This is a genomic window from Cryomorphaceae bacterium 1068 (assembly GCA_027214385.1).
In the GTDB taxonomy this organism is placed as follows: Bacteria; Bacteroidota; Bacteroidia; order Flavobacteriales_D; family Cryomorphaceae; genus JAKVAV01.
Map to the genome: position 1 here is coordinate 29,709 of JAPVXR010000004.1, position 25,307 is coordinate 55,015.

25 protein-coding genes are annotated in these 25,307 nt (G+C 43.3%); 13 read left to right on the forward strand and 12 right to left on the reverse strand.

Annotation, left to right across the window (positions count from 1 at the left end; genetic code table 11):
- Window positions 1-47: 47 nt before the first annotated feature.
- The 3 genes from O3Q51_07075 to O3Q51_07085 all read right to left on the reverse strand — a co-directional run bounded on the left by O3Q51_07075 (window position 48) and on the right by O3Q51_07085 (window position 5,105).
- Entirely contained in the window at window positions 48-3,476 is a 3,429-nt protein-coding gene (locus O3Q51_07075) for a T9SS type A sorting domain-containing protein (GenBank protein MCZ4408563.1), read from the reverse strand.
- 133 nt (window positions 3,477-3,609) lie between these two features.
- The gene (locus O3Q51_07080) at window positions 3,610-4,368 is read right to left on the reverse strand and encodes an ATP-binding cassette domain-containing protein (GenBank protein MCZ4408564.1); all 759 of its coding nucleotides are present in this window, start codon (window positions 4,366-4,368) and stop codon (window positions 3,610-3,612) included.
- Entirely contained in the window at window positions 4,365-5,105 is a 741-nt protein-coding gene (locus O3Q51_07085) for an ABC transporter permease (GenBank protein MCZ4408565.1), read from the reverse strand. Before O3Q51_07085 ends, O3Q51_07080 begins: the two co-directional genes overlap by 4 nt.
- Before the next feature lie 136 nt (window positions 5,106-5,241).
- Here O3Q51_07085 and O3Q51_07090 point away from each other — a divergent pair, with 136 nt between their 5' ends.
- The 3 genes from O3Q51_07090 (at window position 5,242) to O3Q51_07100 (ending at window position 7,235) form a co-directional block, all read left to right on the forward strand.
- On the forward strand, window positions 5,242-5,388 hold the full coding sequence (locus tag O3Q51_07090) for a hypothetical protein (GenBank protein ID MCZ4408566.1): 147 nt from the start codon (window positions 5,242-5,244) through the stop codon (window positions 5,386-5,388).
- A gap of 3 nt (window positions 5,389-5,391) precedes the next feature.
- Window positions 5,392-6,021, forward strand: a complete 630-nt coding sequence (locus O3Q51_07095; GenBank protein MCZ4408567.1) for a hypothetical protein — start codon at window positions 5,392-5,394, stop codon at window positions 6,019-6,021.
- A gap of 122 nt (window positions 6,022-6,143) precedes the next feature.
- Complete coding sequence (locus O3Q51_07100; GenBank protein ID MCZ4408568.1) at window positions 6,144-7,235, forward strand: mannose-1-phosphate guanylyltransferase; 1,092 nt, start codon at window positions 6,144-6,146, stop codon at window positions 7,233-7,235.
- Here the strand turns inward: O3Q51_07100 and fumC are convergent.
- The 5 genes from fumC to O3Q51_07125 all read right to left on the reverse strand — a co-directional run bounded on the left by fumC (window position 7,232) and on the right by O3Q51_07125 (window position 11,295).
- Window positions 7,232-8,626 carry a class II fumarate hydratase gene (gene fumC / locus O3Q51_07105; protein ID MCZ4408569.1) on the reverse strand — a complete coding sequence of 465 codons (1,395 nt, stop codon included), beginning with the start codon at window positions 8,624-8,626 and terminating at the stop codon, window positions 7,232-7,234. The two genes, O3Q51_07100 and fumC, sit on opposite strands and share 4 nt — an antisense overlap.
- Before the next feature lie 3 nt (window positions 8,627-8,629).
- On the reverse strand, window positions 8,630-8,983 hold the full coding sequence (gene arsC / locus O3Q51_07110) for an arsenate reductase (glutaredoxin) (GenBank protein ID MCZ4408570.1): 354 nt from the start codon (window positions 8,981-8,983) through the stop codon (window positions 8,630-8,632).
- A gap of 2 nt (window positions 8,984-8,985) precedes the next feature.
- A protein-coding gene (gene prfB, locus O3Q51_07115; GenBank protein MCZ4408571.1) for a peptide chain release factor 2 occupies window positions 8,986-10,075 on the reverse strand; the annotation gives its coding sequence in 2 pieces (ribosomal slippage) (window positions 8,986-10,011 and window positions 10,013-10,075; 1,089 coding nt in all).
- Window positions 10,076-10,111: 36 nt separating this feature from the next.
- A complete protein-coding gene (locus O3Q51_07120) occupies window positions 10,112-10,582 on the reverse strand; it encodes a regulatory protein RecX (GenBank protein ID MCZ4408572.1) in 471 nt (156 codons plus the stop codon).
- Window positions 10,582-11,295, reverse strand: a complete 714-nt coding sequence (locus O3Q51_07125) for an RDD family protein (protein ID MCZ4408573.1) — start codon at window positions 11,293-11,295, stop codon at window positions 10,582-10,584. Before O3Q51_07125 ends, O3Q51_07120 begins: the two co-directional genes overlap by 1 nt.
- A gap of 110 nt (window positions 11,296-11,405) precedes the next feature.
- Here O3Q51_07125 and O3Q51_07130 point away from each other — a divergent pair, with 110 nt between their 5' ends.
- Genes O3Q51_07130 through O3Q51_07155 form a run of 6 tightly spaced genes read left to right on the forward strand, consistent with a single transcriptional unit; the run spans window position 11,406 to window position 18,152 of the window.
- On the forward strand, window positions 11,406-13,244 hold the full coding sequence (locus tag O3Q51_07130; GenBank protein ID MCZ4408574.1) for a stage II sporulation protein M: 1,839 nt from the start codon (window positions 11,406-11,408) through the stop codon (window positions 13,242-13,244).
- Complete coding sequence (locus O3Q51_07135) at window positions 13,241-13,870, forward strand: hypothetical protein (protein ID MCZ4408575.1); 630 nt, start codon at window positions 13,241-13,243, stop codon at window positions 13,868-13,870. Before O3Q51_07130 ends, O3Q51_07135 begins: the two co-directional genes overlap by 4 nt.
- Window positions 13,863-15,071 carry a hypothetical protein gene (locus tag O3Q51_07140; GenBank protein ID MCZ4408576.1) on the forward strand — a complete coding sequence of 403 codons (1,209 nt, stop codon included), beginning with the start codon at window positions 13,863-13,865 and terminating at the stop codon, window positions 15,069-15,071. Before O3Q51_07135 ends, O3Q51_07140 begins: the two co-directional genes overlap by 8 nt.
- A complete protein-coding gene (locus O3Q51_07145) occupies window positions 15,062-16,117 on the forward strand; it encodes a MoxR family ATPase (protein MCZ4408577.1) in 1,056 nt (351 codons plus the stop codon). The genes O3Q51_07140 and O3Q51_07145 overlap by 10 nt, the downstream gene beginning before the upstream one ends.
- Window positions 16,114-17,448 (forward strand): DUF58 domain-containing protein, encoded by a 1,335-nt coding sequence (locus O3Q51_07150; protein MCZ4408578.1) that lies wholly within the window; start codon window positions 16,114-16,116, stop codon window positions 17,446-17,448. The genes O3Q51_07145 and O3Q51_07150 overlap by 4 nt, the downstream gene beginning before the upstream one ends.
- Before the next feature lie 20 nt (window positions 17,449-17,468).
- Window positions 17,469-18,152, forward strand: a complete 684-nt coding sequence (locus O3Q51_07155) for a hypothetical protein (protein MCZ4408579.1) — start codon at window positions 17,469-17,471, stop codon at window positions 18,150-18,152.
- Here the strand turns inward: O3Q51_07155 and O3Q51_07160 are convergent.
- The 3 genes from O3Q51_07160 to O3Q51_07170 all read right to left on the reverse strand — a co-directional run bounded on the left by O3Q51_07160 (window position 18,149) and on the right by O3Q51_07170 (window position 20,650).
- Entirely contained in the window at window positions 18,149-19,696 is a 1,548-nt protein-coding gene (locus O3Q51_07160) for an Rne/Rng family ribonuclease (protein ID MCZ4408580.1), read from the reverse strand. The two genes, O3Q51_07155 and O3Q51_07160, sit on opposite strands and share 4 nt — an antisense overlap.
- A 163-nt stretch (window positions 19,697-19,859) precedes the next feature.
- The gene (locus tag O3Q51_07165) at window positions 19,860-20,351 is read right to left on the reverse strand and encodes a hypothetical protein (GenBank protein MCZ4408581.1); all 492 of its coding nucleotides are present in this window, start codon (window positions 20,349-20,351) and stop codon (window positions 19,860-19,862) included.
- An 8-nt stretch (window positions 20,352-20,359) separates the two neighbouring features.
- On the reverse strand, window positions 20,360-20,650 hold the full coding sequence (locus tag O3Q51_07170; protein MCZ4408582.1) for an HU family DNA-binding protein: 291 nt from the start codon (window positions 20,648-20,650) through the stop codon (window positions 20,360-20,362).
- A 128-nt stretch (window positions 20,651-20,778) separates the two neighbouring features.
- Here O3Q51_07170 and mutY point away from each other — a divergent pair, with 128 nt between their 5' ends.
- From mutY to O3Q51_07190, 4 genes are read left to right on the forward strand one after another with little or no spacing between them, the layout of a single operon-like run.
- Window positions 20,779-21,831 (forward strand): A/G-specific adenine glycosylase, encoded by a 1,053-nt coding sequence (gene mutY / locus O3Q51_07175; GenBank protein MCZ4408583.1) that lies wholly within the window; start codon window positions 20,779-20,781, stop codon window positions 21,829-21,831.
- A gap of 42 nt (window positions 21,832-21,873) precedes the next feature.
- On the forward strand, window positions 21,874-22,317 hold the full coding sequence (locus O3Q51_07180; protein MCZ4408584.1) for a single-stranded DNA-binding protein: 444 nt from the start codon (window positions 21,874-21,876) through the stop codon (window positions 22,315-22,317).
- Window positions 22,318-22,344: 27 nt separating this feature from the next.
- On the forward strand, window positions 22,345-23,691 hold the full coding sequence (gene gldE, locus O3Q51_07185) for a gliding motility-associated protein GldE (protein ID MCZ4408585.1): 1,347 nt from the start codon (window positions 22,345-22,347) through the stop codon (window positions 23,689-23,691).
- A complete protein-coding gene (locus tag O3Q51_07190; protein MCZ4408586.1) occupies window positions 23,688-24,260 on the forward strand; it encodes a gliding motility lipoprotein GldD in 573 nt (190 codons plus the stop codon). Before gldE ends, O3Q51_07190 begins: the two co-directional genes overlap by 4 nt.
- Here O3Q51_07190 and O3Q51_07195 read toward each other — a convergent pair.
- Window positions 24,257-25,294, reverse strand: a complete 1,038-nt coding sequence (locus O3Q51_07195) for a COX15/CtaA family protein (protein ID MCZ4408587.1) — start codon at window positions 25,292-25,294, stop codon at window positions 24,257-24,259. The genes O3Q51_07190 and O3Q51_07195 overlap by 4 nt on opposite strands.
- Window positions 25,295-25,307 lie beyond the last annotated feature (13 nt).

Consider the following 25,307-nt stretch of genomic DNA (forward strand, 5'->3'; position numbering starts at 1 on the left):
TGCAGCGGGGTTTTTTGTTCAAGTATGTAGCAAGAACTATTGTAGTTTTACTCTTTTACCACTCTTTGGGTAGCTATTCTTTCGCCATCAGAAGCTTGAACAACATAGACTCCCGATTCCAGACTTCCCATTGACAAAGTACTCACTGTCGCATTTAAACCTGTAATGACTCTTTGCGAAAGCACCAATTGGCCCAATGAGTTGTAAATACTAACCAAAACATTGGTATCAAAGCCTTCCAGAGATAAACTCAGCTGATCTTGGGTGGGATTTGGAAATACTTCGAATTGGTGTTTCCCCGTTACCTCATCAAAGGTGAGTGGATAGTCAATGGTAAATTCATAATTTATGGCATCGCCAAAATCGCCTTCGAAGTATTTGAATGTAGGTCCTCCTACTTCTTTAAGTCTCACACTTCCGTTTCCATCATTGTTGGCCCAGAAGCTCACACCGTCGTCATCCGAGTCATTTACATGAAAAGTATAGCACCCAACGGGAAGCTGCAGCGTATCGCGGTAAAGGGTATTTGATGACATATTGTCGCGTTCAAATATCACACTACCATTATCATCCCTCAATTGATAATCATTCTCACTTGCTTGACTATTCGTGCTGAATATGATCAGGAAATGATTTGGAACAACTTCGGGAATCCCAAAAGAGGACTCATACGAATTGTTGTACTCGTATTCATCAGCCTCGCCATTGGGCAATGAAATGGATGCGTGAAACACGTTATTTTCAGGAGTTACTGACTCCCACAGCGATTGAGGAGTAGGTAAAACGACTGCTTCAGACTCAAGAAATTCAAGTGAACCGGTCCATACATATGTTTCAGGTGTAGGCGCATTATTTACCCAATAGGTAATCGTGACAGACGTTAAGGTTTCACTCCCCGTATTGCGAATAACTACTTCGGGAGAGTGACAGATCGTACCAAAGCGATCAAACTCAAAACGGTCTGAAGGCTTCCTTACCTCCACAAGAGAGGCATCCAAACCAAAATTATTGTCGCCATATGTGACCAATTGATGGTTCACAATATATCTGGAATCTCCTGTTGCGCTATTCATTCCGTAATCGATATTTACCGTCTCGCCGGGAGTTACCATTGATGTAATATCAAATTCCTGAACGTCGGTAGCCATTCCCGGACACCACCCTGCACGGTCGTATATCCAGGTGCCTCCTTGCGGATAAAGTGGATTGGCAGCACACTCTTTCCAAACTTGCCATGAAAACTCATTGCTACCTCCGTCAATGTCGACGTAATGAGTACGAGGAATAAATTCTCCCTGCTGACCGTGTCCTGTTATAGCGGATCGTATTTTGAATTGAAATCCTTCAGGATTCGCCATCACATCTCTTGGTGGAAAAAAAGTATCATCAGAAATCACGGAGTAATTCCGTTGATCGACTTTCCAAATCTGCTGAATATCAATGACGTCTCTCGGAGGCGTCCCAACTACAAACAGAAACTGAATATCCATCTCTTCCTGCCATTGTCCTCCCCTCTCCAGAGTCATACGTTTCGATCCGTTTAGAATTGGCACAAAATCGGTCAGATCAAAAGTCCATGTTTTTCCCACGGGCGTCATATCCAAACCTATACCGTATGGTGTAACAAAGGACATAATCTCATATTTCATCGGAAACTTTCGGAAATAGAACAATTCACCAATTTCTATGGAGTTTTCAGCTGGCACGTTTACCACTCCCACCTGATCGCCTGATTCATCAATTATCGGCATGTCTCCTGCCTCGTAGTAGGTGTTCACACTAATCTCTTCCAAGTCGGTTCCATTGACACCATATTCTGTAACGGTATTCACCGCATTTACGGTAGAGTCCAAAACCACTGTCTCCTCGACAGAAGTAACATACTCTCCCTGAATAACCTTGATATTAGGCCGCTCACTAACCGCGTCAAAGTTTTTCATAATGTCTTGCCCCTCATTCTGTCGCCAGAGAGGCGCCGCGATCAACTCTCCTTCATGAGCTCCAGTCATATCCTCTGCTATCACTCCCTCACCTTGATCAAAAGTATAATAGGCCATCAGGTTGGCATAGCTAGGGTGAGACTCGGATACCGAAGAATACATGTAAGCTGCTATTTCACTTTCCGAAAGCTCTGTATTCCAAACGCGGAATTCATCAACTTTTCCGAAGTAAGTATTGGTCCAAGTAATCGATCGTCCAATTCTCAATTCTTGGAGGTCAATGAGCTTTGTTTTTCCATTCCCTGAATGCCATAAGGAGCCGTTTAGGTAGATCTTCATACTTCCTGTGGTGGCGTTTTTAGTAAAGGCCCAGTGGTTCCATTGACCTGCAAAATCTTCCACGGCAGCCTCCTTATCAATTCGGTCGTACCCGGCACCGTCATTACCACAATCCCAATAAACTCGGCTATTCCCCCATGGAAGGTGAGCATTAACCTGACGATTATTGTCAAGATCCCTACCCTCAAATAGAGTAGTATTGGAAGGCATTACGTCTTCATTTCCATATACCCAGCAAGAAATCGTGATCTGATCTGTAACTTCGGGAAAACTATTTTCCAGCTCGACATATGATTCACCATTGAAATCGAGATAGAAATCGTCTGATGCAGATGTCAAACCATGGTTTTCGATGGTTTCAGACAATACTTCTGACCCCGATCCATCTGCATCCTCATAAGTGAATTGAACAATTAAGTTGCTGGTACCATCCCACTCAAATTCTGTACTTAGATTAAACTGGTACTCTCCAACAGCATCAAAAGTGGTATTGAGGTAATAGACGTTAGTAAAGCCGTCTATTTCAGGAGAAGCAGGGTCAAGCTCAGTAGCATCGGTCTCTTTCATCGCAATTCTCAGATTTGCAATTTCATCACCTAATGTTCCGATATCTATGGTTAAGCCGGTAATAGCATCTGCAGCCAGTCCACCACTTGTCAACTCATCGGCCGTGTAGAGATATTGAGTCTTTGCATCTCCCAAGCTGTTGTTCAGCGGAGTTACATTTGGAATCACTCCGTTACCAATCTCTGAAACCAATTCTGAGAGCACTTCGGTATAAGTGACCTCCTGCTGAGTGGATTGAGAATAGGAATAGGTAGGTGATGTAGTATAATTGTAAGTTGTGCCACTGAAGCCTGTAACAATAAAATCAGGGTGAGTAGTCCCTAGTGAGTCCGTTCGGGTAGAGTCGGTTAAATACGTGTTGCAACTATAATCCCATTCTCCACACGCTACGTTATTTCCTCCTGTCGTGTTTACGGCTGCATCCTTGCAGCGCATATTATAGCGCATCAATACCTTCTCGAAAGTAAGCCCGGAAAAATCCGGGAAGACCACCATAGTATCTCGAGTAGTACTGGCATAATTCAGCGTTTGGACTACTATAGTATCACCTGTTTCTTGAGCTGTAGCTACTTTAGAAAAGATTTGAAAAACCAAAAAAGCAACCAAGCACTTTGACGCGATCTTTAACATGACAATGGGTTAAAATGAATATGGGTTAATGAATCCAAGCGAATTTAACTAATCCACTAGTATGCCAAGCATCTATTAAGGAAAGGATTTATTACTCGACAGAAAGGTTGACAATACAAATGGAACCCCCCTGCTATGCGTTAAGCTTTTCGCGAAGAGTCTTCATGAACTTCGAAGCGTAGACGAAGTCATTGAGCTCATTGTTCTTCGAACGAAGAATATCCTGCTTATCGCCTGACCACCATTTTTTCCCTTCATACAAGAACATGATATGATCGCCGATTTCGATTACCGAGTTCATATCATGGGTGATAACGATAGTCGTAATGTCCATCTCATATGTGATCTCCTGAATGAGGTTGTCAATTACGATAGAGGTTTTAGGATCGAGCCCCGAATTTGGTTCGTCACAAAAAAGATAAGCAGGCTTCATAGCAATGGCTCTGGCTATGGCAATACGCTTCTGCATCCCCCCGCTCGTTTCGGCTGGATAGAGAATATTCTTACCAACGAGATTCACTCTGTCCAAGCACTCATCCACGCGTTTCTTAATCTCTTTGGCCGTCTTATTGGTAAACATTTTCAAGGGAAATCCAACGTTTTCCTCCACCGTCATACTATCAAATAGTGCACTGGCTTGGAATAGCATTCCAATATTCTTCCTGATTTCCTTTTTATCTACGAGATCCAATTTCAAAAAATCCTGATTGTCGTATAGGACCTCGCCTTGGTCAGGTTGGTGCAATCCTACTATACATTTCGACAAAACCGACTTCCCACTACCGCTTTGACCGATGATCATATTCACCTTTCCTTTGAGAAAAGTGAAGCTGATATCCGTGAGCACTTCGTTATCACCAAAAGACTTATATAGGTTCTTAACTTCGATCAAATCAGAAGAAGTTGGGTGACTATGTAATTGAAAATCAATATTAATATACTGCTATAAACCACAGCTTTTGTGCTACTCCGTCCTACCTCAAGTGCACTCCCCTTGGCAAAGTATCCATGATAGGAAGCAACGGTGGTAATAATAAATGCGAAAATGACCGTCTTTATCAGCGCGTAGAATACGTGAAACGGATGGAAATCATACTGAATCCCGTAGATGTAATCATTTGAGGAAACGATGCCCGTTGAAATACAAATGAACCACCCTCCGAAAATCCCCAAAAACATCGAGATAATAATCAAGAAAGGAAAGATGAAAAGTCCGGCCAGAACTTTGGGTAAGATGAGGTATGCGGCAGAATTCACTCCCATTATATCCAATGCATCAATCTGCTCTGTAACACGCATCGTTCCTATTTCAGAAGCAATATTACTCCCTACTTTACCTGCAAGAATGAGCGCAATAATGGTTGGAGAGAACTCCAAAAGAATGGATTGTCTGGCAGTGAATCCTACGGTGTAGGCAGGTAACAGAGGGCTATCCATATTGGAGGCAGTCTGCAAAGCAATAACAGCCCCCATGAAAACTGACATCAGCGCTACAATACCTATGGAGCTGAGACCAATACCGTCTATTTCTTTCACAAATTGTGTGCGATAGATCGAAACCTTCTCAGGTCGAGAGAAGCTACGCCAGATCAATTCAAAGTATCGCCCTATGTGAAAAAACAAGTTCAAATCGTATCGTTAAAGGTAAGTCGCTTGATCAAATCGAACGACAAAGGATAAAATTAATTTTCCTACTCTACCGTTGATAAGCAGAAAGAACAACCGTAAAAATTATCCCTTCAAATTTTTCTAATTTTGGAATCAAATGAAAAAGAGACTACTTATTGCTTCAATTGCCATCGCAATAGGTGCACTAGCATCAGCTTGTACCGTCAATAAAAAGAAGAAATGTGATACTTGCCCGAAATGGACAAGCGGAATCGTTTCTCATGAAATAATTCAACATGCCTAAATTATGGCAACTGACGAGGCCATTCTTCATTTCGAAAAAAAACTCACTCCTAAAGTTCCGAAAGGAACCGCAGGGGTTATTGCGAATTGGATCGTTGAACTCAATGTGATCTTCGTAATATCTAAACCACGCCAAACCAAGCTAGGCGACTTCAGGCCCGGGCATAATGGCAAGGCGCCCCGCATTTCAGTAAACGGTGATCTTCACCCCTACTCTTTTCTAATTACAACTATTCATGAATTTGCCCACTTGGGCTGCTACTTAAAACACGGTAGAGAAGCCGCCCCGCACGGCAAGGAGTGGAAAGGTATTTACACAAACATGCTGAAGCTATTTGTGGATCAAGGAGTCTTTCCCTCTGATCTCACCAAGTCGCTTCAACTGCACATCTCAAGACCAAAAGCATCGAGCTGCTCCTGTCCGATATTAAGTCGAGCACTTGCCGAATATGATGCAGAGGAGGGCGAATTTTTGGGGACATTGGCTCCGAACGATCAATTCGAATTCAGAGGTGAACGCTACCAATACACTCTACTTCGTAGAACGCGAGTTCTATGCCGCAGAATGGCTGATGGAAAGCAATACCTTATCTCTTCCAGAGCAAAGGTGAATCCACTCGTTACCATTTCGTAACGTATCATCCCGGTATCTTTTCAAATTATGGCTTACTTTCGCGACAACTGATTTTAGGGTAAGTATCATCTCTATCCGCAAGTAAAATCCGGCTTTATCGACTTAGAACGAACGAACACTATATGGTAAACACAGACAATTACTGCGTAATAATGGCAGGAGGAATAGGTAGCCGATTTTGGCCAATGAGCCGAACCTCTTATCCAAAGCAGTTTCACGATATTCTGGGCACCGGAAGCACGCTAATCCAACAAACCTTTGAGCGTTTCCTTCACATTTGTCCGAAGGAAAACATCTATATCGTAACTAATGATCAGTATCGAGAATTGGTGAAAGAACAGCTCGATGGCATCTCTTATGATCAAATTCTTTGCGAGCCTTCACGAAGAAATACGGCACCCTGCGTAGCTTACGCCAATGAGAAAATCCGTGCAAAGAACCCGAGTGCGAGAATGATCGTGGCACCTTCTGACCACCTTGTGCTGAAGGAGCAGGCATTTTACGCTACCATTGAAACGGCGCTGGATCAAGCGCAAACGACCGGGAATTTGGTAACACTGGGCATTAAGCCTTCAAGACCCGACACGGGCTATGGCTATATTCAATTTACCGATGCAACCGATGCAGTAAATGATAAGGTGAGAAAGGTGAAAACCTTTACTGAAAAACCAAATCTTGACTTGGCACTTGAGTTCATTAAAAGCGGAGACTTTTACTGGAACTCGGGAATCTTTATTTGGACTTTGGACAGTATTACCGAAGCTTTCAAAGAACATCTGCCTGAGGTCACTGAGCTTTTTGAAGAAGGCGCGGCGGCTTTGAACTCTGATCAGGAGCAGGAAAAAATTGCTGAAATATATTCTGTCTGCGAAAGCGTTTCCCTTGACTACGGAATTATGGAAAAAGCCAAAAATGTGAATGTCGTGTTGAGCGATTTTGGCTGGAGCGATCTCGGAACATGGGGCTCTCTTTTCACACACGTGAAAAAAGACAAAGACCACAATGCTATTGTAGGAAAGAACGTAGTTGTCTACAACAGCAGCGACAATATGATCAACGTTCCTGAAAACAAGCTGGTAGTCATTCAAGGACTTGACGACTACATTTTGGTAGATACCGAAGACGTACTGCTCCTCTGCCCGAAGGAAGAGGAACAGCGCATCAAACAAATTGTAACGGATTTAAAAACGGGGAAGAACGCGAAATTCGCTTAAGACAATCCCGTCATTTTAAGTGGGTCTACCCACTTGTCAAATTCTTCGGCCGTGAGGTATTCCAATCTCACGGCTTCTTCTTTTAAAGTCGTACCGTTTTTGTGGGCTTCTTTGGCAATCTTGGCGGCTTTGTCGTATCCGATATGAGTATTCAGAGCCGTAACCAGCATGAGCGAGTTGTTCAAGTGCCGCTTAATCACTTCGTAATTGGGTTCAATTCCCACGGCACAGTTATCGGTGAAGGAAACGCAAGCATCACCGATTAGATTGGCCGATTGAATCAGATTCGCAGCCATGACGGGCTTGAAGACGTTGAGTTCATAGTGGCCTTGAGCTCCTCCGAATCCAATTGCACTATCATTTCCAAAGACTTGCGCGCAAACCATCGTCAAAGCCTCGCACTGCGTAGGGTTCACCTTTCCCGGCATAATCGAAGAACCAGGCTCATTAGCCGGGATGATGATCTCTCCGATACCACTTCGAGGTCCTGAAGCCAACATTCGAATGTCATTAGCAATCTTGTTCAATGAAATAGCCAACTGCTTCAAGGCACCGTGGGTTTCGACCATGGCATCGTGAGCAGCAAGTGCCTCAAACTTGTTCTCAGCTGATTTGAAAGGCAATCCCGTTAGATTGGCAATCTCTTCTGCCACATTCTCAGAATAGCCTTCAGGTGTATTAATTCCCGTTCCGACGGCCGTCCCTCCCAAAGCCAATTCGCTTAAGTGTGTCAGCGTGTTTTTCAAAGCACGAAGACCATGATTGAGCTGAGACACGTAACCGCTAAACTCCTGACCCAAAGTCAATGGTGTAGCGTCCATTAGGTGTGTACGCCCTATTTTCACTACGTTCATAAATTCGGCAGACTTAGAAACCAAAATATCTCTCAGTTTCTCCACTCCCGGAATCGTCTTTTCGACAATCACCTTGTAAGAGGCAATGTGCATACCTGTCGGATAGGTATCGTTGCTCGATTGAGACTTGTTGACATCGTCATTTGGATGGATTTTTCGGTCGCTCTCACCTAGGTGCCCGCCGTTCAACACGTGAGCTCGATTGGCGATTACTTCATTGCAATTCATATTGCTTTGAGTTCCTGATCCGGTTTGCCAAATCACCAAAGGAAACTGGTCATCATGCTTTCCTTCCAAAATCTCATCACATACAGCAGAAATAAGCTCCATTTTTTCTTCAGCTAAAACTCCTGCTTTGAAATTGGTGATGGCAGCTGCCTTTTTTAAATAGGCAAATCCATGAATCACTTCCAGTGGCATACTCGCCTCGGGACCAATCTTAAAATTGTTTCGTGAACGCTCTGTTTGCGCGCCCCAGTATTTGTCGGCAGGGACTTTCACCTCGCCCATCGTGTCTTTTTCTATTCGGTAATCCATGATTTATGTCAATAGGTTTTTTACGTTTTCCAGTGGTCGGCCAATCACGGCCTTGCTGCCCTTCACGACTATCGGTCGCTGCAATAGTTTCGGGTTTTCTTCCAAAACCAGCAGCCATTCATCATCGGTAAAGTTGAGCCCTTTGTACTTTTCTTTATAAAGTGATTCCTCTTTACGGATGACTTCGCTTACGTTTAGGTCGAGCTTTGCTAAGAGCAATCTCAATTCTTCAGGTTTCAGCGGTTCATCAAGGTATTTGACCACCTCGTGATCCACTCCTTCTTCGATCAGAAAGTTTAAAGCCTCTCGGCTCTTTCGGCATCTTGGGTTGTGGTAAATGGTGTATTTCTCGGCCATAATTATGCTTTTCCGTGTTCCATAAGGTAAGCCTTCAAAAACTCATCAATGTCGCCATTGAGAACGTCATCCACATTTGAGGTTTCGTGTCCCGTTCGCACATCTTTCACAAGTTGATAAGGCTGCATCACATAATTTCTAATCTGTGACCCCCATTCAATCTTCTTCTTCCCTGCCTCAATTTCATTTCTAGCCTCCATCTTCTTCGCGATCTCCATCTCATAGAGCTGTGACTTCAAAAGTTGCATGGCTTTTTCCTTGTTTCCGAGCTGCGAGCGGGTTTCCGTATTGTCAATCACGATACCCGTGGGTTTGTGTCGAAGCCTTACTCCTGTCTCGACCTTGTTCACATTTTGCCCCCCCGCACCACCTGAGCGGAAAGTGTCCCATGTTATGTCGGCCGGATTAACGTGTATCTCGATGGTATCGTCCACCAAGGGATAAACATATACGGACACAAAGGAAGTGTGGCGCTTAGCGTTGGAATCAAACGGACTAATGCGCACCAATCGATGCACGCCGTTTTCACCCTTGAGGTAGCCAAAAGCAAACTCTCCTTCAAACTCGAGAGTGACCGACTTTATGCCTGCCACATCTCCTTCTTGAATGTCTAGTTCCTTGACTTTCATTCCGCCTTTCTCGCCCCACATAATGTACATACGCATGAGCATCGAGGCCCAATCACAGCTTTCGGTACCACCGGCACCGGCAGTGATTTGCATCACGGCGTCCATTCCGTCCTCCTCGGCAGAGAGCATATTTTTGAACTCAAGGTCATCCAATGCTTCAACCGCAGCCTTGTACTGATCGGTCACATCGGATTCTTCAGCTTCGCCTTCCTTAAAGAAATCATAGAGCACCCGAAGGTCCTCTATCTTGGTTTCTACATCGGTGTATGCGTCAGTCCAAACCTTCTTGTTGCGAATTTTCTTGAGGATTTGCTCAGCTTTTTTGGAGTCATCCCAAAAATTGGGGTCCAAGGTGTGCTTCTCCTCTTCTTCTATTTCTATTTGCTTGCCGGGTATGTCAAAGATACCCCCTTAGCGCTTCCAGGCGCCCAGCAAGCTCTGCAATATTGTCTGCTGTAATCATAGCGACAAAAATAACACAAATGCTAAGGTGAGTGGCCTAGTTGAGCACTTCTTCCACGGCTTTCTTTGCCTCGTCGTATGAGTAGCCCTTTCCAACTAAAAACTTTAGCAGTTTCTGCTTCCGCCGAAAGGGATGCGCCTCTGACATTAAGCGCTCTTTTTTGGTAGCAAGATTAACCAATCCGGCTAAGTACTCATCCTGATCTATCTCTTCGTAAGCCGCCTTCAGGCTAAAGCTCGAAACACCTTTTGCCTTCAAGGTCATTTCGATTTTCTTCCAGCCCCAAGCCTTGATTCGAGATTTACCACGTGCGAAAGCTCGCGCAAAACGCTCTTCATTTAGGTAATTATCGCTAATCAAAATCGCCAGAATATTCTCGGCTTCTTCGCCATATACCCCCCAGCTATTTAACTTTTTTCGCGCTTCTGAGTGAGCTCTCTCCTGAAGGTCGCACCACACTTTAATGCGATCAAGAGTTTCTTGAGGCGGATATTTTCTGATGGCCATCAGCTGCGGGTGATAACGATGTAATCTTTAATAAGAGTTCGCAAAAACTCGATTTTATTTTCAGGAATTTCGGTTAATTCCAACACATTGCCACAACGGCTTGCTGTGGTCTCCAGAAGGTTCAAATGAGCTTTGTTTCGGTATTTAGCATATCGATCGAGAACTGCTTTGACGGTGAGCATTTCGTCCTCGCTAAAGCGGATGACATCAAAATACTGCGGCTCGTATTTTGAACGGTCTTCAATTCTCAAAATATCGCGAAGCGAGAGACCTGATTCGGAGCTGAGGTTGACTACCATAGTATTGCTGAGCACTCCTCCCAGTCTTTGCGCTCTGGTAGAAGTGCTGATCATGACTACCGCCAGCGCGCCAACGCTGAACCAAATGTCAATAATTCGAAATGACCAGCGAATGACGAAATCCAAAGGGTGTGGCTCTTTGCCCTCAATAGAGACCACCCGAATTTTTAAGGCCATCTTGCCAAGAGTTTGCCCTGAAAAAATCAGCTCCATAATCAATGTATAGAGCAGAAAAAGCAAGCCGCTCACCATCAATAGGTCCGGATGGATGAAGGAAAGAAAAATGGATAGAAATGTAGATGCTGTAGCCAGAATGATCATATCTATTGCAAAAGCCAAAAAACGCTGGCCGATCGTGGCCAGCTTGAAGTCGATAACGATGTTTTGGGCTGTGGTGATACTGATCTTCCTCATCGTGTCGAAATTAGAGAATTTGATTTGAATGAGAAGAATCAAGTCCAATAGACATTTTCTTTTTTCAAAAAGGGGGAAATTAAATACCTTCGAAAGCTTGAGCCGAATAAATGCGTGAGAAAAGATTTGTAGAGCAGAATCAGAAGAATTGGGCACGATTTGAGAAGGCGTCTGAGACGAAATCCCAAGTCAATCCCGAAGAATTCAGTGATCTGTTTTCTCAGATTACCGAGGATCTGTCGTATTCGCGCACCCACTATCCCAAGCGAAGCATCCGAGTATACCTCAATGGATTGGCTCAAAGCATCTACCTCAAGCTTCACCGACAGCGCGGCGATAAGTCAAAAAAATTCACCTGGTTTTGGATCAACGATCTGCCTCTGGCGCTCTACCAGGCCAAAAGAGAATTAAATGTTTCTCTGCTATTTTTTCTGGCCTCCATGACCATCGGAGTGCTTTCTGCGGTTCATGACCCTGATTTTGCTCAGGTCATCTTAGGCTCTGAATACGTTGAGATGACCGAAGAGAACATAGCCAATGGTGACCCGATGGGCGTTTACAAGTCCAGCGAAGAGTTCGGGATGTTTTTTCAGATTACGATCAATAATATCATGGTCGCTTTTCGAACCTTTGTCTTAGGGGCTTTTTTTGGAGTCGGTACCTTAATCATTATGCTCTACAACGGGATTATGGTGGGAACCTTCCAGTATTTTTTCGTTGAGCGAGAATTACTTCAAGAAAGCTTCCTAACCATCTGGATGCACGGCGCATTAGAGATTTCCTCGATCGTCATTGCAGGAGCGGCAGGGCTTACAATGGGAAGAGGCTTGCTCTTTCCGGGAACTCTACCTCGGCGGCAGTCTTTCATTATTGGTGCGAGAAGAGGAATAAAAATCATGGTAGGGCTAGTCCCCTTTTTCATCACGGCGGGGTTTATTGAAGGCTTCTTTACTCGCCTCACCGAAATGCCAGATATCCTGAGAGGAAGCTTCATTTTTATGTGTTTCGCTTTTGTCGCAGCCTATTTTTGGTGGTATCCTTCACTGCGCTTTCGCGGAACACCCGGACACAGTCTAGACGAAGAAGAACTTGTGCCGGAGAGTCAAGAATTACCCGAATTGTATGGGCTTCGAAAAACGAGGGAAATCTTCACTACGACCTTTATGGTCTATCGAAAAACCTTCTTTTCGATTCTTGGAGTTGCAGCGGGCTTTTCCTTAATCTATGCCTTCGTCTTCTACTTATTAGAAGGTTCTGAAGGCTTGGATATGGTTGCTATCAGCGAATTTGATCCTTTCAGCGTGTATCAATTTCACGACTATTCCATCTTCCCGAGTAGCTTTTTCCTCAACTGCGCATTCATCGCAGCCACAGCAATTGTCAGCCTCGCATTATTCAAGAAAGCTTACCCTTTTACTCCTATTAAAATCAACGGCTCACTCCTTTTAAAAATACTTGTACTAGTCTCTCTATTTGAATTGAGCATCTTAACTGATCAAATACTTGTGGAAGCGCTGGGTATCATAGCCATTCCATTTCTCACTTTCTGGTTGGTGGTTTCCGTAACAGAGAAACTCTCACTCCCAAACGCGTTTAGTTCCATGCTGGCCCTGTTGAATGGTACAAAAAGACATGTATTTATAAGCTTTCTTGCCATTGCTTTGTTGTCCATGCTGATCCTAGTTCTTTTGGCTTCACCATTCACTTGGTTCTATGTAGAAGTTCTTCAATGGAACATCGATGCAGATTACCAAATCAAAGAAAACGTAGCGGTATTAAGCTTGATATTCATTGATCATTTTGGCCTGGCCTTGGTTCTACCTCTCACACTTTATTCTCAGTTGTTGGAATATTATTCTGCTCAAGAGGCCAAGAACGCAATTGGTTTATCCGAGCGGGTACAAGCCATAGGAATCAAGCGCAGAGCTTACGGAATGGAACAGGAATGATCGAACGACTGACATATCTGGCCGGGCACTTGTGCTTTATACAAGCGCCGCTTGACCGTGACACTTGGCTAGATGATAAAGAAGGCATGGACTTCAACGAACCTCCACCTGAACTACCCGAATTTGATACTGGAGTACCCATGGCCCCTACAGCAGATTGGGTGGTTTTATTCAGGTACTTCGCCATTGTAGTTTTGGCGGCTTTGCTCGTTTTTGTAATTGTGCGCTTGATATCGCGCAAAAGAGCGAAATCGGCACATAAAGAAGAAAACGTGGCTGAAGTCGATTCTACTGAAGAAGGCCCCACGGCTTTATCACCACTGGAAGAGCTTTGGTCGGCATACAATAAGGCAAAGAATGAGAAGGACTTCCGAGAGGCGGTGAGAATACTCTATCAGATTATTATTAAGCACCTTGACTCTCAGGGTAAACTGAAAGCCGCTGCTGACAAGACCAACCGAGAGTACACGCGAGAAATGACTTGGAAAGAAAAAGCGCCCGATTTCTTCCAACTCACATTGCTTCATGAGTTTTCGTGGTATGGCGCAAATGAGGTAAAACAAGGCGATTTTGATCGAGCCGAGCCGCGATTTTTAGAATTCATTGAATCCATAAAAAATGGATAAGAATCGCAAGACTGCCATAGCGATTGCGATTGCCGCAGTGGTTCTCCTAGGCGTATTGTACTTTCTAGCTCAAGGCAATAAACGCTATCTCTGGAGTGAGACCTACAATGATGACGGAATTCAACCCTATGACCTGAGCTTATTCAAAGGTGTACTGGAAAAGTCCGCTAACGAATTTGAAGTGCTAGAAGGGCTTTTTGTGGATACGAACTACTTGGAAGGTACTGGCAATTCAATGGTTTACGTGGCAGGCTACGCCTGGATCGATTCTACTGAAGCTGCCCTGCTAAAGCAATTTGTCGAGCAAGGAAACAACCTGCTGATCAGCTCCAGAGTAGCAGGAAAAACCTTGCGATACCTGATAGATTGCGATGTTGAAGAAGAAGAAACCTTGTCAGAAAGCAAGGAGTCCGAATCGATAAAAGTGGAGGACGATGGACAGAGTTTTGTTCTCTCCTTTGATCAATACAATCAACCAAGCCTTCATACATGGATCCACTTCAAGGACTTGACTTGCGTGGAAACAGCAGGATTTATTGAAATAGACAGTGAGAAACATCCCAATCTAGTTATGAAACAAATGGGAAAAGGAATGCTCTATTTGCACTCAACCCCGCTTGTTTTCACGAATTATCACTTTAGAAACGACAGCGCATTTAACTATGTGAATGGACTGATTGCCAAAGCAAATGGCGAAACCTACTACTACCTGGAGCCTGGATTCTCCCAGTCACCGTCAGGCGGCCCGAATATTGGCGAAAGCCCGATAAAATTTATTCTGGCACATCAATCCCTCAAGTGGGCGTGGTACGTTACTATTCTTTTAGGTTTGCTTTATATCCTCAATAGCATGCGGCGAAAGCAAAGAGCAATACCAGTTGCGGCCTTGCCCGAAAACCAAACAACGGCCTATCTGGATATGGTTTACCAATTGTTTCGCAAAGAAGGAAGCCATCGCGATATCGTACAGAGTCAAGTCAAACTGCTACAATCGTTTTTGAGAAACCGTTACAATCTCAATGCTCATAAGCTGAATGATGACTTTTACGAAATGGCTTCGGCCAAATTAAAACTGGATAAGAATTATATTGAGCAATTTTTCAAGCAACTGGAGCGCTCACGCTACAACAGTACCCTGAACGATAGCGAACTACTTACAATTGACCGTGAAATAACTGAATTCTATTTACGATGTCCTTAGAAAACGAAAGCCAAGAAAGCGAACAGTCAAAAGAACAAAGCGCAGTTCCCGAAACTCCGCCTCAAGAAGAATCGAGCCCTGAAAGTCAACTCAGTGCCGAAGCATATGAGGTAGGTCTCGCTATCGATAAGATTCGAAAAGAAATTGAAAAAGTGGTGGTAGGTCAAGTCGAGATCATCGACCTTATGATCGCTGCTCTTCTAACCGATGGGCACGTCCTGTTGGAAGGCGTTCCCGGTGTCGCTAAGACCCTTGTCTCTAAACTTCTGGCCAAGTGCATTTCGGTAGACTTTACTCGTATTCAGTTTACACCCGATCTCATGCCGACCGATATCATAGGAACGACTGTCTTTGACATGAAGCGCTCGGAATTTCATTATAAGAGAGGACCGATATTCAGCAACGTCATCCTGATCGATGAAATCAACCGTGCACCTGCCAAGACTCAGGCCGCACTAATGGAGGTAATGGAAGAGAAGCAGGTAAGTGTGGATGGACAAACATATGCGCTGGCTCCGCCATTTTTTGTAGTCGCTACTCAAAATCCGGTAGAGCAAGAAGGCACTTACAAGTTGCCTGAAGCTCAGCTGGATCGATTTATCTTCAAATTGGTAGCTACATACCCTAGTCTCGAAGAAGAGGAAGTTATGCTGAGAAGATTCAAATCTGATTTTTATGGAAACCGGGAAGAGCAAATAGATGCGGTTCTCAGCGGAGAAGACCTCCTTAAATTTCGAAAAGTTGTAGAACAGGTATTTATAAAGGACGAGCTCATCTCCTACATTGCTCAAATAGTAGACCGTACCAGAAACAATAGCGACTTATACTTGGGTGCATCACCAAGAGCTTCACTCGGGATTCTAAAAGCTTCTAAAGCTTTGGCCTTGATGAATGGTCGAGGATTCGTTACCCCTGATGACATCAAGAAATCTGTCTTTCCCGTTTTAAATCACCGCTTGATATTGAGCTATGAGCGTGAAATAGAAGGAGTAGAACTAAAGGAAGTAATAGAGAGCCTCATTCGAAAAGTAGACGTGCCTAAATGAGAAAAGGATGGACACAAAAACTTTGGTTAACTCCCCTGTTTTTTACGACGGGAGCTACTGCCATATTTTTATGTGCTTTCGGTTTCACTTTTCCAATACTTTTTAGACTAGGCCAAGTTGTGGCGGCTATTCTTGTCATTTTAAGTGCCGCAGACGCCGTACTGCTTTTCAATAAGAAAGTAGCGTTAAAGGGTAGGCGAGAATTACCGAACATTCTAGGCTTGGCAGATGATACCGAAGTCAAAATAGTTCTAGACCTCACCTGTTCCATGCCTCTTCAAGCGACGATTATTGATGAGCTCCCAAACCAACTTCAGGAACGAAACTTTAAAATTGAGAAAACATTAGAGCCAGGCAGAAATACCGCAGTTTATAAGATGAGGCCAATAGATCGAGGTATATATAAATTCGGCTTGTTGAACGTCCTGCTCGAAGGACCACTGCACTTTATCAAACGTCGTTTAGCGCTGCCTCTAACGAGCGAAATAGCTGTATATCCCAGCATAAAGCAAATGCATGAAACGGAGCTCTTGGCTTTTAGTCGAATGGCATCACCAATAGGGCATAAAAGGTACAAGCGAATAGGACAGAGTTATGAGTTTGAGCAAATCTCACCATTTACTGAAGGTGATGATTACCGCAGTATAAACTGGAAAGCGACGGGTAAAACGAGAGAACTCATGGTAAATCACTACCAAGACGAGCGCAGCCAAAATCTCTACTGCGTGATTAGCAAGGGCCGAGCTATGAAGATGGCTTTTCGGCACGTTACGTATTTGGATTACGCTATTAACGCAACTCTGGCTATCTCTAATGTAGCCTTAAAAAAATACGATAATGTTGGCCTGATTACTTTCTCAGACAAAATCGGAACAGCGCTAAGAGCGGAGAATCGGTCGGGTCAAATAAGGAAAATACTCGATTCTCTTTATCACGAGAAGGAACGAACGCTAGAACCTGACTTTGAGTTATTGTTCAAATCAGTAAATCGATTAGCCAGAAACAGGAGCTTAATTCTTCTCTTCGCCAATTTTGAAACAAAACATACCGCTGATAGGGCATTACCACTTCTCAAAAAGATAAGTCGCAAGCACCTTTTGGTGATGGTTCTTTTCAAAGATTCTGAATTGGTGGATAAGGCTGATCAACCCAAAGAATCTGTCGAAGATGTGTATCGTGTAACTCTGGCCGCTAAGCAAGCGAGTGAAAGAGAAGAGATCGTAAATAAACTGAGAAAGCAGGGCATTCAAACGATCTCTTGCGTGCCCGAGCAGCTTTCCGTTGAAGTGATAAATAAGTATATGGAGCTGAAATCGCGAGGAATCATTTAATTTACGGACAAAAGAAGGACATGCATATTGAAGATGACAAAACGAGAATCAATCAAAAGATTCAAAACGGATACTCTTTTGAACTAGAGAAATACTTTTCTGAAGGTTGGAATATCTTTAGAAAGGAACCTGGCCCATTTATTTTGTACGGTCTTCTTGCAGGTCTCATCTTAGGTGCACTGAATTTTTTGCCTGAGTATCTTGGAGAAATAGCGTCCTATTTACTGAGCCCGGCACTTACGGCAGGACTTTTCATTGGTGCGCGGAAAATTGATCAAGATGGAACGTTGGAATTCAACGATTTCTTCAAAGGATTCGATCACATTGTTCAGCTATTTCTAGTAACTTTTATTTCGGGATTGCTTGTTGTGATCGGAATGGTATTTCTGATCTTGCCGGGAATCTGGCTTGCCGTTGGAATTACCTTAACCATCCCACTTATTCTCTTCGCTCGCTTTGATTTTTGGGAATCAATTACGACAAGTGTCAAGTTGGTCAATAAGAAGTGGTTTCACTTCTTTGCCCTTCTATTGCTTTTGGGAATTTTTAATTTTATCGGGGCGCTGTTTCTCGTAGTGGGACTTTTGGTCACATTCCCAGTCACTTACTGCATACTATACGCTGCCTATAAAGACATTACAGGATCTTCCTCAGGAAGTGATCAAATGAATTTAGAAGATCATTTAGTGGACGACAGCAATTAATCGTCGAGCGGTTCTCCCTGATTATTAAAGAATTTGTATTGAAGGAAAGAGTAGTCCGTATCAGCTACAACCTTAATGCTCATTTTGAACTTCATACCCCACCTTCTTCTCATGGAGATGAGGCCTTTTGTCAAAAACGCCGAAAGGAAAGGATGTGCTTTGATAACCACCTTCTTCACTTTCAACTCTTCTGCCAAATACCTGAGATTGTGTTCAATAGTATCTGTAATCAGAACCGAAGCCTGAATTTTACCAGAACCATCACAGCATGGACAATTCTCTTCTGTGGAAATATCAGTTACTTCTCGGACGCGCTGACGCGTAACTTCTACGACACCAAATCTACTCGGCGGCAAGACGTTATGCTTAGCTTTATCATCTTTAAGACACTCTTTTAGCTTTTCAAACAGCTGCTTTTGATGTGCTCTATCCGGCATATCGATAAAGTCGATAGCGATGATACCGCCCATATCTCTGAGGCGCAGTACTCTAGCGATTTCTTCAGCACATTCCAGATTGGTTTCCAGTGCGTTCTGTGCCTGTCCCTTATCTCCTGCTTTACGGCTACCACTGTTCACGTCAATGACGTGCATAGCTTCCGTATGCTCTACAATAAGATAAGCACCACTTTTAAGATTAACCTGACGACCAAAGGTGGTCTTTATCTGTCGATTCACTCCGAACTTTTCAAATACATTTTGACCATCGTGAATCTTTACGATCTTTTCTTGTTTTGGCGCGATCTTTCTTAAGTATTCTTTTACCTCCTCACCCAATTCAGGATCATTGATGTGGATTTTGGAGAAATTCGCGCTAAGTAAGTCCCTGAGTACTGTAGATGTTCTGTTTAATTCGCCTAGCACTCGTTTCGGAGGTTTGGCATTTTTCAGATTCTCATGAATCTTTTCCCATCGAGCGTAGAGATCTTTTAAGTCAGCATCCAGTTCTGCTACTTTTTTATTCTCAGCAACTGTTCTTACGATTACACCAAAATTCTTTGGTTTAATGCTCATGAGCAGACGCCGCAATCTGGTGCGCTCCTCTTTATTCCTTATCCGCTGAGAAAGAGAGATTTTATCACCAAAAGGTACAAGTACGACGAATCGTCCCGCCAAGGTGATTTCAGAGGTAAGCCTGGGGCCTTTAGATGAAATAGGCTCCTTTGCTACCTGTACTAAGATGTTTTGACTGCCGGAAACGACGTCGTTGATCTTACCGTTCTTATCAATATCTTCCTCCATGGGAAAATCTTGAAGAGATGCGGGAACAGACTTCTGAGACAAAGTACGCTTCACTAATTTGTGAAGTGACTTAAACTGAGGACCAAGATCCAAATAATGCAAAAAAGCATCCTTCTCGTAACCAACATCGACAAACGCCGCATTGAGGCTCGGGATAACACGATGTACCTTACCCAGGTATATATCGCCTACCGCAAAATCTTGATTTCCTTTCTCTTTGTGCAGTTCTGTAAGAACATTGTCTTTTAGAAAGGCAATATCAACTTCGTTTCCCTTGGCATTTACTACTAGCTCAAGATTCACGAGTTCCAAAAATTATGTGCCGAAAAACGGGCTAAAAGCCCGCGCTAATTCAATTAGAAATATCTATTTCTTCTTGTGGCGATTCTTTCGGAGACGCTTCTTGCGCTTGTGCGTGGCCATCTTGTGACGCTTGCGTTTTTTACCGCTTGGCATAAAAATATATTTAAAAGTTATTTTCTTCGTTTAACTGATCCAGCATCCTTTCTACCCCTCTGATTACGACCGTATCTTGTTCGTAGTTCAGGTAAGTTTCCAGTAATGGTATAGCCTCGGAATTCTTATCCAACTGCATTTTTGTTTGTGCTAACCAAAAATAGGCCGTTGGATATTTTACTTCGGTATCGTACTGAATCACTTTTTCAAACCGCAACTCTGCGTTCGAAATTTGGCGCGAAGTTACAGAAAATTGTGCAAGATGCCAATGAACATCTACTTGAGTCGAATCTTCTTCCAGTATTGCCCGCAGTTTCATGATCCCTTGCATGGGGTTTTCCCCATTCTGAACCATCTCTACTGCTTCGTTTATCTCTAAATCAATAGGGTTGGTCTCGGCATCTCGCTTATCTTTCGGCAAGCGTGGCGCAAAGACCAACCCTATGAAAAGAAGAAGAGCACCGCAAATCAATGCTATTTGAACTACACGGTGTCTCGACATAGCTTTACTTATTTTACCTTAACGTTCTTCTTTACTTTCTCAACGAATGATTTAGAAGGCTTAAAGGCTGGAATATTATGTGCAGGGATCACGATTGGCTCCTCTGCTGAGATATTTCTTCCGATTTTTTCAGCTCTTTCTTTTACAATAAAACTACCGAAGCCTCGCAAGTATACATTTTCTCCATCTGTCAGTGACTTCTTCACTGAGTTCATAAATGCTTCTACGGTTGTTTGTACGGCCACCTTCTCAAGACCTGTTTGTTCTGCAATTTCTGCAACAACGTCTGCTTTAGTCATGTGTTATTTACTTAACGTTTGAATAATTATTTCTGATTTCCGCGCAAAGATACCTGATTAAAGCGTTGTACAAAAGGTGTTTTCGCTAAATTCGTTTTTTAACCCTATGAGTCCTAACTATTGACCCGATGGATGTAGATGAGCAGTTGATTTTGTGGTATTTAAAAGAAAAAAGGGACCTGCCGTGGAGAAACACCACTGATCCTTACAAGATTTGGCTATCAGAAATAATATTACAGCAAACTCGTGTAGATCAAGGACTTGATTACTATCACAAATTTGTTTCCACTTATCCTACCGTTGGACTCTTAGCAGAAGCAGATACGGAAGAAATTTTGAAAAATTGGCAAGGATTAGGCTACTATTCAAGAGCGAGAAACCTACATGCCACTGCAAAACATATTCACTTTGAGCTCGAAGGGGTTTTTCCAGAAAAGTATGCCAGCATCATAAAGCTAAAGGGAGTTGGCCCATATACCGCTGCAGCTATTGCAAGCTTTGCTTTCAAAGAACCAAAGGCAGTAGTAGATGGGAATGTCTATCGCGTGCTATCTAGACTTTTCGACATCAATACACCGATTAATTCAACTGAGGGAAAAAAAATATTTCAAGAATTGGCCGATGGCCTACTTAGTCAAGAACGTCCTGATCTGTTCAATCAAGCTATAATGGAATTGGGAGCTCTAGTTTGCACTCCTAAAAAACCGCTCTGCCTTCACTGTCCAATACAAGGAAAGTGTCTGGCATTTCAAAACAGCACCATTGACGAAAGGCCGATCAAGCTAAAAAAGACCAAACAAACCCTTAGGAGGATAGATTATGCCGTAGTTGAAAAAGGAAATGAGATAGTTTTGAGAAAGCGGGAAGAGAAAGATATTTGGCAAGGGCTTTACGATTTTGCTTCGCTGGAAGACTCAGAGAATATAGAGGAAGCTGCTATGAGCAATTATGTGCGGGAGACTTTTCCAAAGGCCCGAGTAGCATCGATTGGTTCGGTGCCTGAGAAATCATACACCCACTTGCTTAGTCACCGCCGCATAGAAGCACGATTTTGGCGGGTAGAAGTATCGGGAACGCTTGAAGACGAAGGGGTTTATCGGGTTATTCAAAAAGACGACATTGATAAATATGCGGTACCTCGGTTAATTCATCGGTTTTTAGAGGATACAGGGATGGTATGAGCCGATTCAATTCCGTTATATTTGTACCCTCAATTTTGAATTATGGCTGGCGTTAATAAAGTTATCATCTTAGGAAATTTGGGGATGGATCCCGAAGTGCGCACCCTCGAAAGTGGCGCTAAATTGGCTCGTCTCAGAATAGCAACTTCAGAGTCTTACACTAACCGTGAAGGGCAAAAGGTTGAAAATACCGAGTGGCATAGCGTTACAGTTTGGCGTCAGTTGGCCGACATCGCCGAGAAGTATCTCGCAAAAGGTCGACAAGTCTATATCGAAGGAAAGCTTCAAACTCGATCTTGGAAAGACCCCGAAGGAAATGACCGCTACGCGACTGAAATAGTAGGAGAGCGCCTACAGCTTATCGGGGGCAGACCCGATTCGAATGAATCACGCCCCCCCAATACTTCAGAGGCATCGACACCGGCACAGCAAAGCCAGCCTACCCATCAGAATTCAGATGATGCACCCGATGATTTGCCATTTTAATTATCTTGTAGCTGAAAAATCAGTTTATTGGAACCTCCCGATATAGAGCCCCTCAGTATTATTCTGGCACTTTTTAATCCTATCTCATTTGAAGTTTGGATAGCGATAGCCGTAACACTCTTTCTTATCGCTTGCTCTGCCTTGATTTCAGGATCTGAAGTTGCCTACTTCTCCCTTGGACCAAATGAAAAGAATGAGTTGGAGACTTCTAAATCCAACGTTTCTGATCGAATTCTGGCATTACTCGACAGACCCCAGAGACTTCTGGCCACCATCTTGATCACCAACAATTTCGTCAACATCGGAATTGTAATCGTCTCAACATTTATCGTTTCCGAGTCCTTCAACTTTGAGGATTATGAAGCATGGGTTGCCATCCTCATTCAAGTAGGTGGCATCACTTTTCTATTACTACTATTCGGTGAAGTTATCCCCAAAGTTTACGCTACGGCGAATGCACTACCCCTTTGCAAATTCATGTCTTTGCCATTGGAGATTCTCGGAAAAATCTTCTATCCGCTGAGCACATTACTCATCACAAGTACCAATGTGATTAACAAAAGAGTGAAGAAAAGAGGAACTGACTACTCTGTAGATGAACTTGAGGCTGCCTTGGAATTGACCAAAGACGAAGAGACCACTCCTGATGAAGAAAAAATACTGAGAGGCATTGTACGTTTTGGTGGAACGGATGTAAAGCAAATTATGACACCCAGAACGGAAGTAGTTTCTTTCGAACAAAGAACCCTGTTCCCTGAATTGCTCGCAGAGTTGCTTCAGCAAGGTTTTTCCAGAGTTCCAATCTATGAAGAATCACTGGATCAAGTAAAAGGAATTCTCTACTTGAAGGATCTACTGCCTCATGCTGATGCTGAAAACCTGCAATGGCTTCCGCTCGTTCGCCCTCCCTATTTTGTTCCAGAGAACAAGAAGCTCGATGACCTTATGAAGGAGTTTCAAGAGAAGAAAGTTCATATGGCGATCGTTGTAGACGAGTATGGCGGCACTTCAGGAATTGTGACCCTTGAAGATATTCTCGAAGAGATTGTCGGTGACATTACGGATGAATTCGACGACGAGAAGATTTTCTATTCCAAACTAGACGATCAGAATTACGTTTTCGAAGGCAAGACTCCTCTAGTCGATCTTTACAAAATCTTAGACCTCGATGGCGAGAACTGGGAAGATGCAAAGGGAGAGTCTGACACTTTAGCAGGATTCATTTTGGAACAAGCGGGAAAAATCCCACTGAAGAATGAAAAAGTCAAATTTGAAAATTACATCTTGACTGTAGAAGCGGCAGACAAGAGAAAGATTAAGCGTGTAAAACTTACGGTAACAGAGACGACCGAAGAAAATACAGAGAAGTCTTGAAGAAATTTACCCTCCTTTTTTTTGTTCTCATCTTGATGTCTTGTCGCGAAGATACGCCCACTCCAAAACCGGTAGGCTATTTTCGAATTGACCTTCCTGAAGTTAGTTACGATACCAAAGAACCTGAATACTGTCCTTTTAAATTCCCCATATCGAAGTATGGAAGAGTGGAGTACACTACCCCCCCTTCCGATCCTGTTTGTTGGTTCAATTTGAGTTATCCTGAGTTTGACGCTAAAGTATATTTCACCTACAAGGAAGTGGATGGAAACCTCAGGGAATTGATCGAAGAATCACGCGCCCTTACTTACGAACACCAAATAAAAGCAAATAGAATAAATGAGAAGGCGGTTTCTGATACTTCTCGTTCTGTATTTGGCTTGGTGTATGAACTAGGTGGAGCAGTGGCATCTCCCGTTCAACTTTACCTCACTGATAGCACGAGTCATTTTTTAAGAGGCTCGCTCTATTTTAACGCCCGTCCCAACCCTGATTCTATTGGCCCAGTGCTGAACTTTATTGAAGGAGACATTGACCAAATGGTGCAGGAGCTGGAGTGGAAGAATTAAACCACTGTCGCATTGCTGGTTTTCTTGTGATAATAAAGCAATAAGAAAAGTGCTAAAGCAAAATTAAACACAGCGAAAATCAAATGGATAGGCTGCAAAGCTGCTGGCATTTCTAAATAGGCCAGCCCCATCCCCACCAACACTTCACCTATCAAAAAACCAATGAGTAATCGCGGTCCTGAAGAAATGGTGTGAGCTTCAATAAGTCTAACCGCAAACCAACCCAATACACCGATTACAATCAGAGAATAGGTGCGATGGAACTTAAAGATTACAGAGAGGTTTTCAATCCAATCAGGTGCTGTGATCAAGTTGTTCTTGCCAATAGTATCGACTTCTTCGCGTACCGTAGTCCCCAAGAATATTTGAATCAACAGCAAGGCGATACCGACAGCGCCAATTAAAATGGTCGTGCGGTTTCTACGCGTATGAAAATCCAGGTTAACAGACTTGAGTCTTACTATCAGAAAAGTAAAAACGGCAACTAAGCCCAATGCCCCGAACATATGATAGGTTATTTGGTGAGGAATAAGATTTCCATCTACCACCTTTTTCCCAAGCCAAGCTTCATAACCCAAAAGAAAAAGACCTAGCCAAGCCAACACGGGTATCAAAGCATCCTTTTTGAACATCTTGAGTGAAAGCAAAGCCAATACCAAAACGGGCAAACCGGTAAAAGCTCCGATCAACCGATTAATAAACTCTACCCACGTATGAAAGGGGTTGAAAATGGCATAATCATGTTTCGTGTAGGGTTCCCATTTAGATTTATCAAAACTCTCCGTGGCTGTAAATCCGTCAATAGCAACCAACAAGGTCTCATCCACAATAATGATATTTCCTTTATCGAAACTCCGCAAAGGAGACCAGGTAAGCATCTCAACGTCTGTGGGAGGTATGACATATCCAAAACATTTTGGCCAATCGGGACAGCCCATTCCTGAACCTGTCATCCGTACGATACTACCTGCCAACATCACCAAGATGGTGCAGACTAGTGAAACAACTGAAAGTCGATAGAGAATTTTCTGCATTCTGATTTCAAAA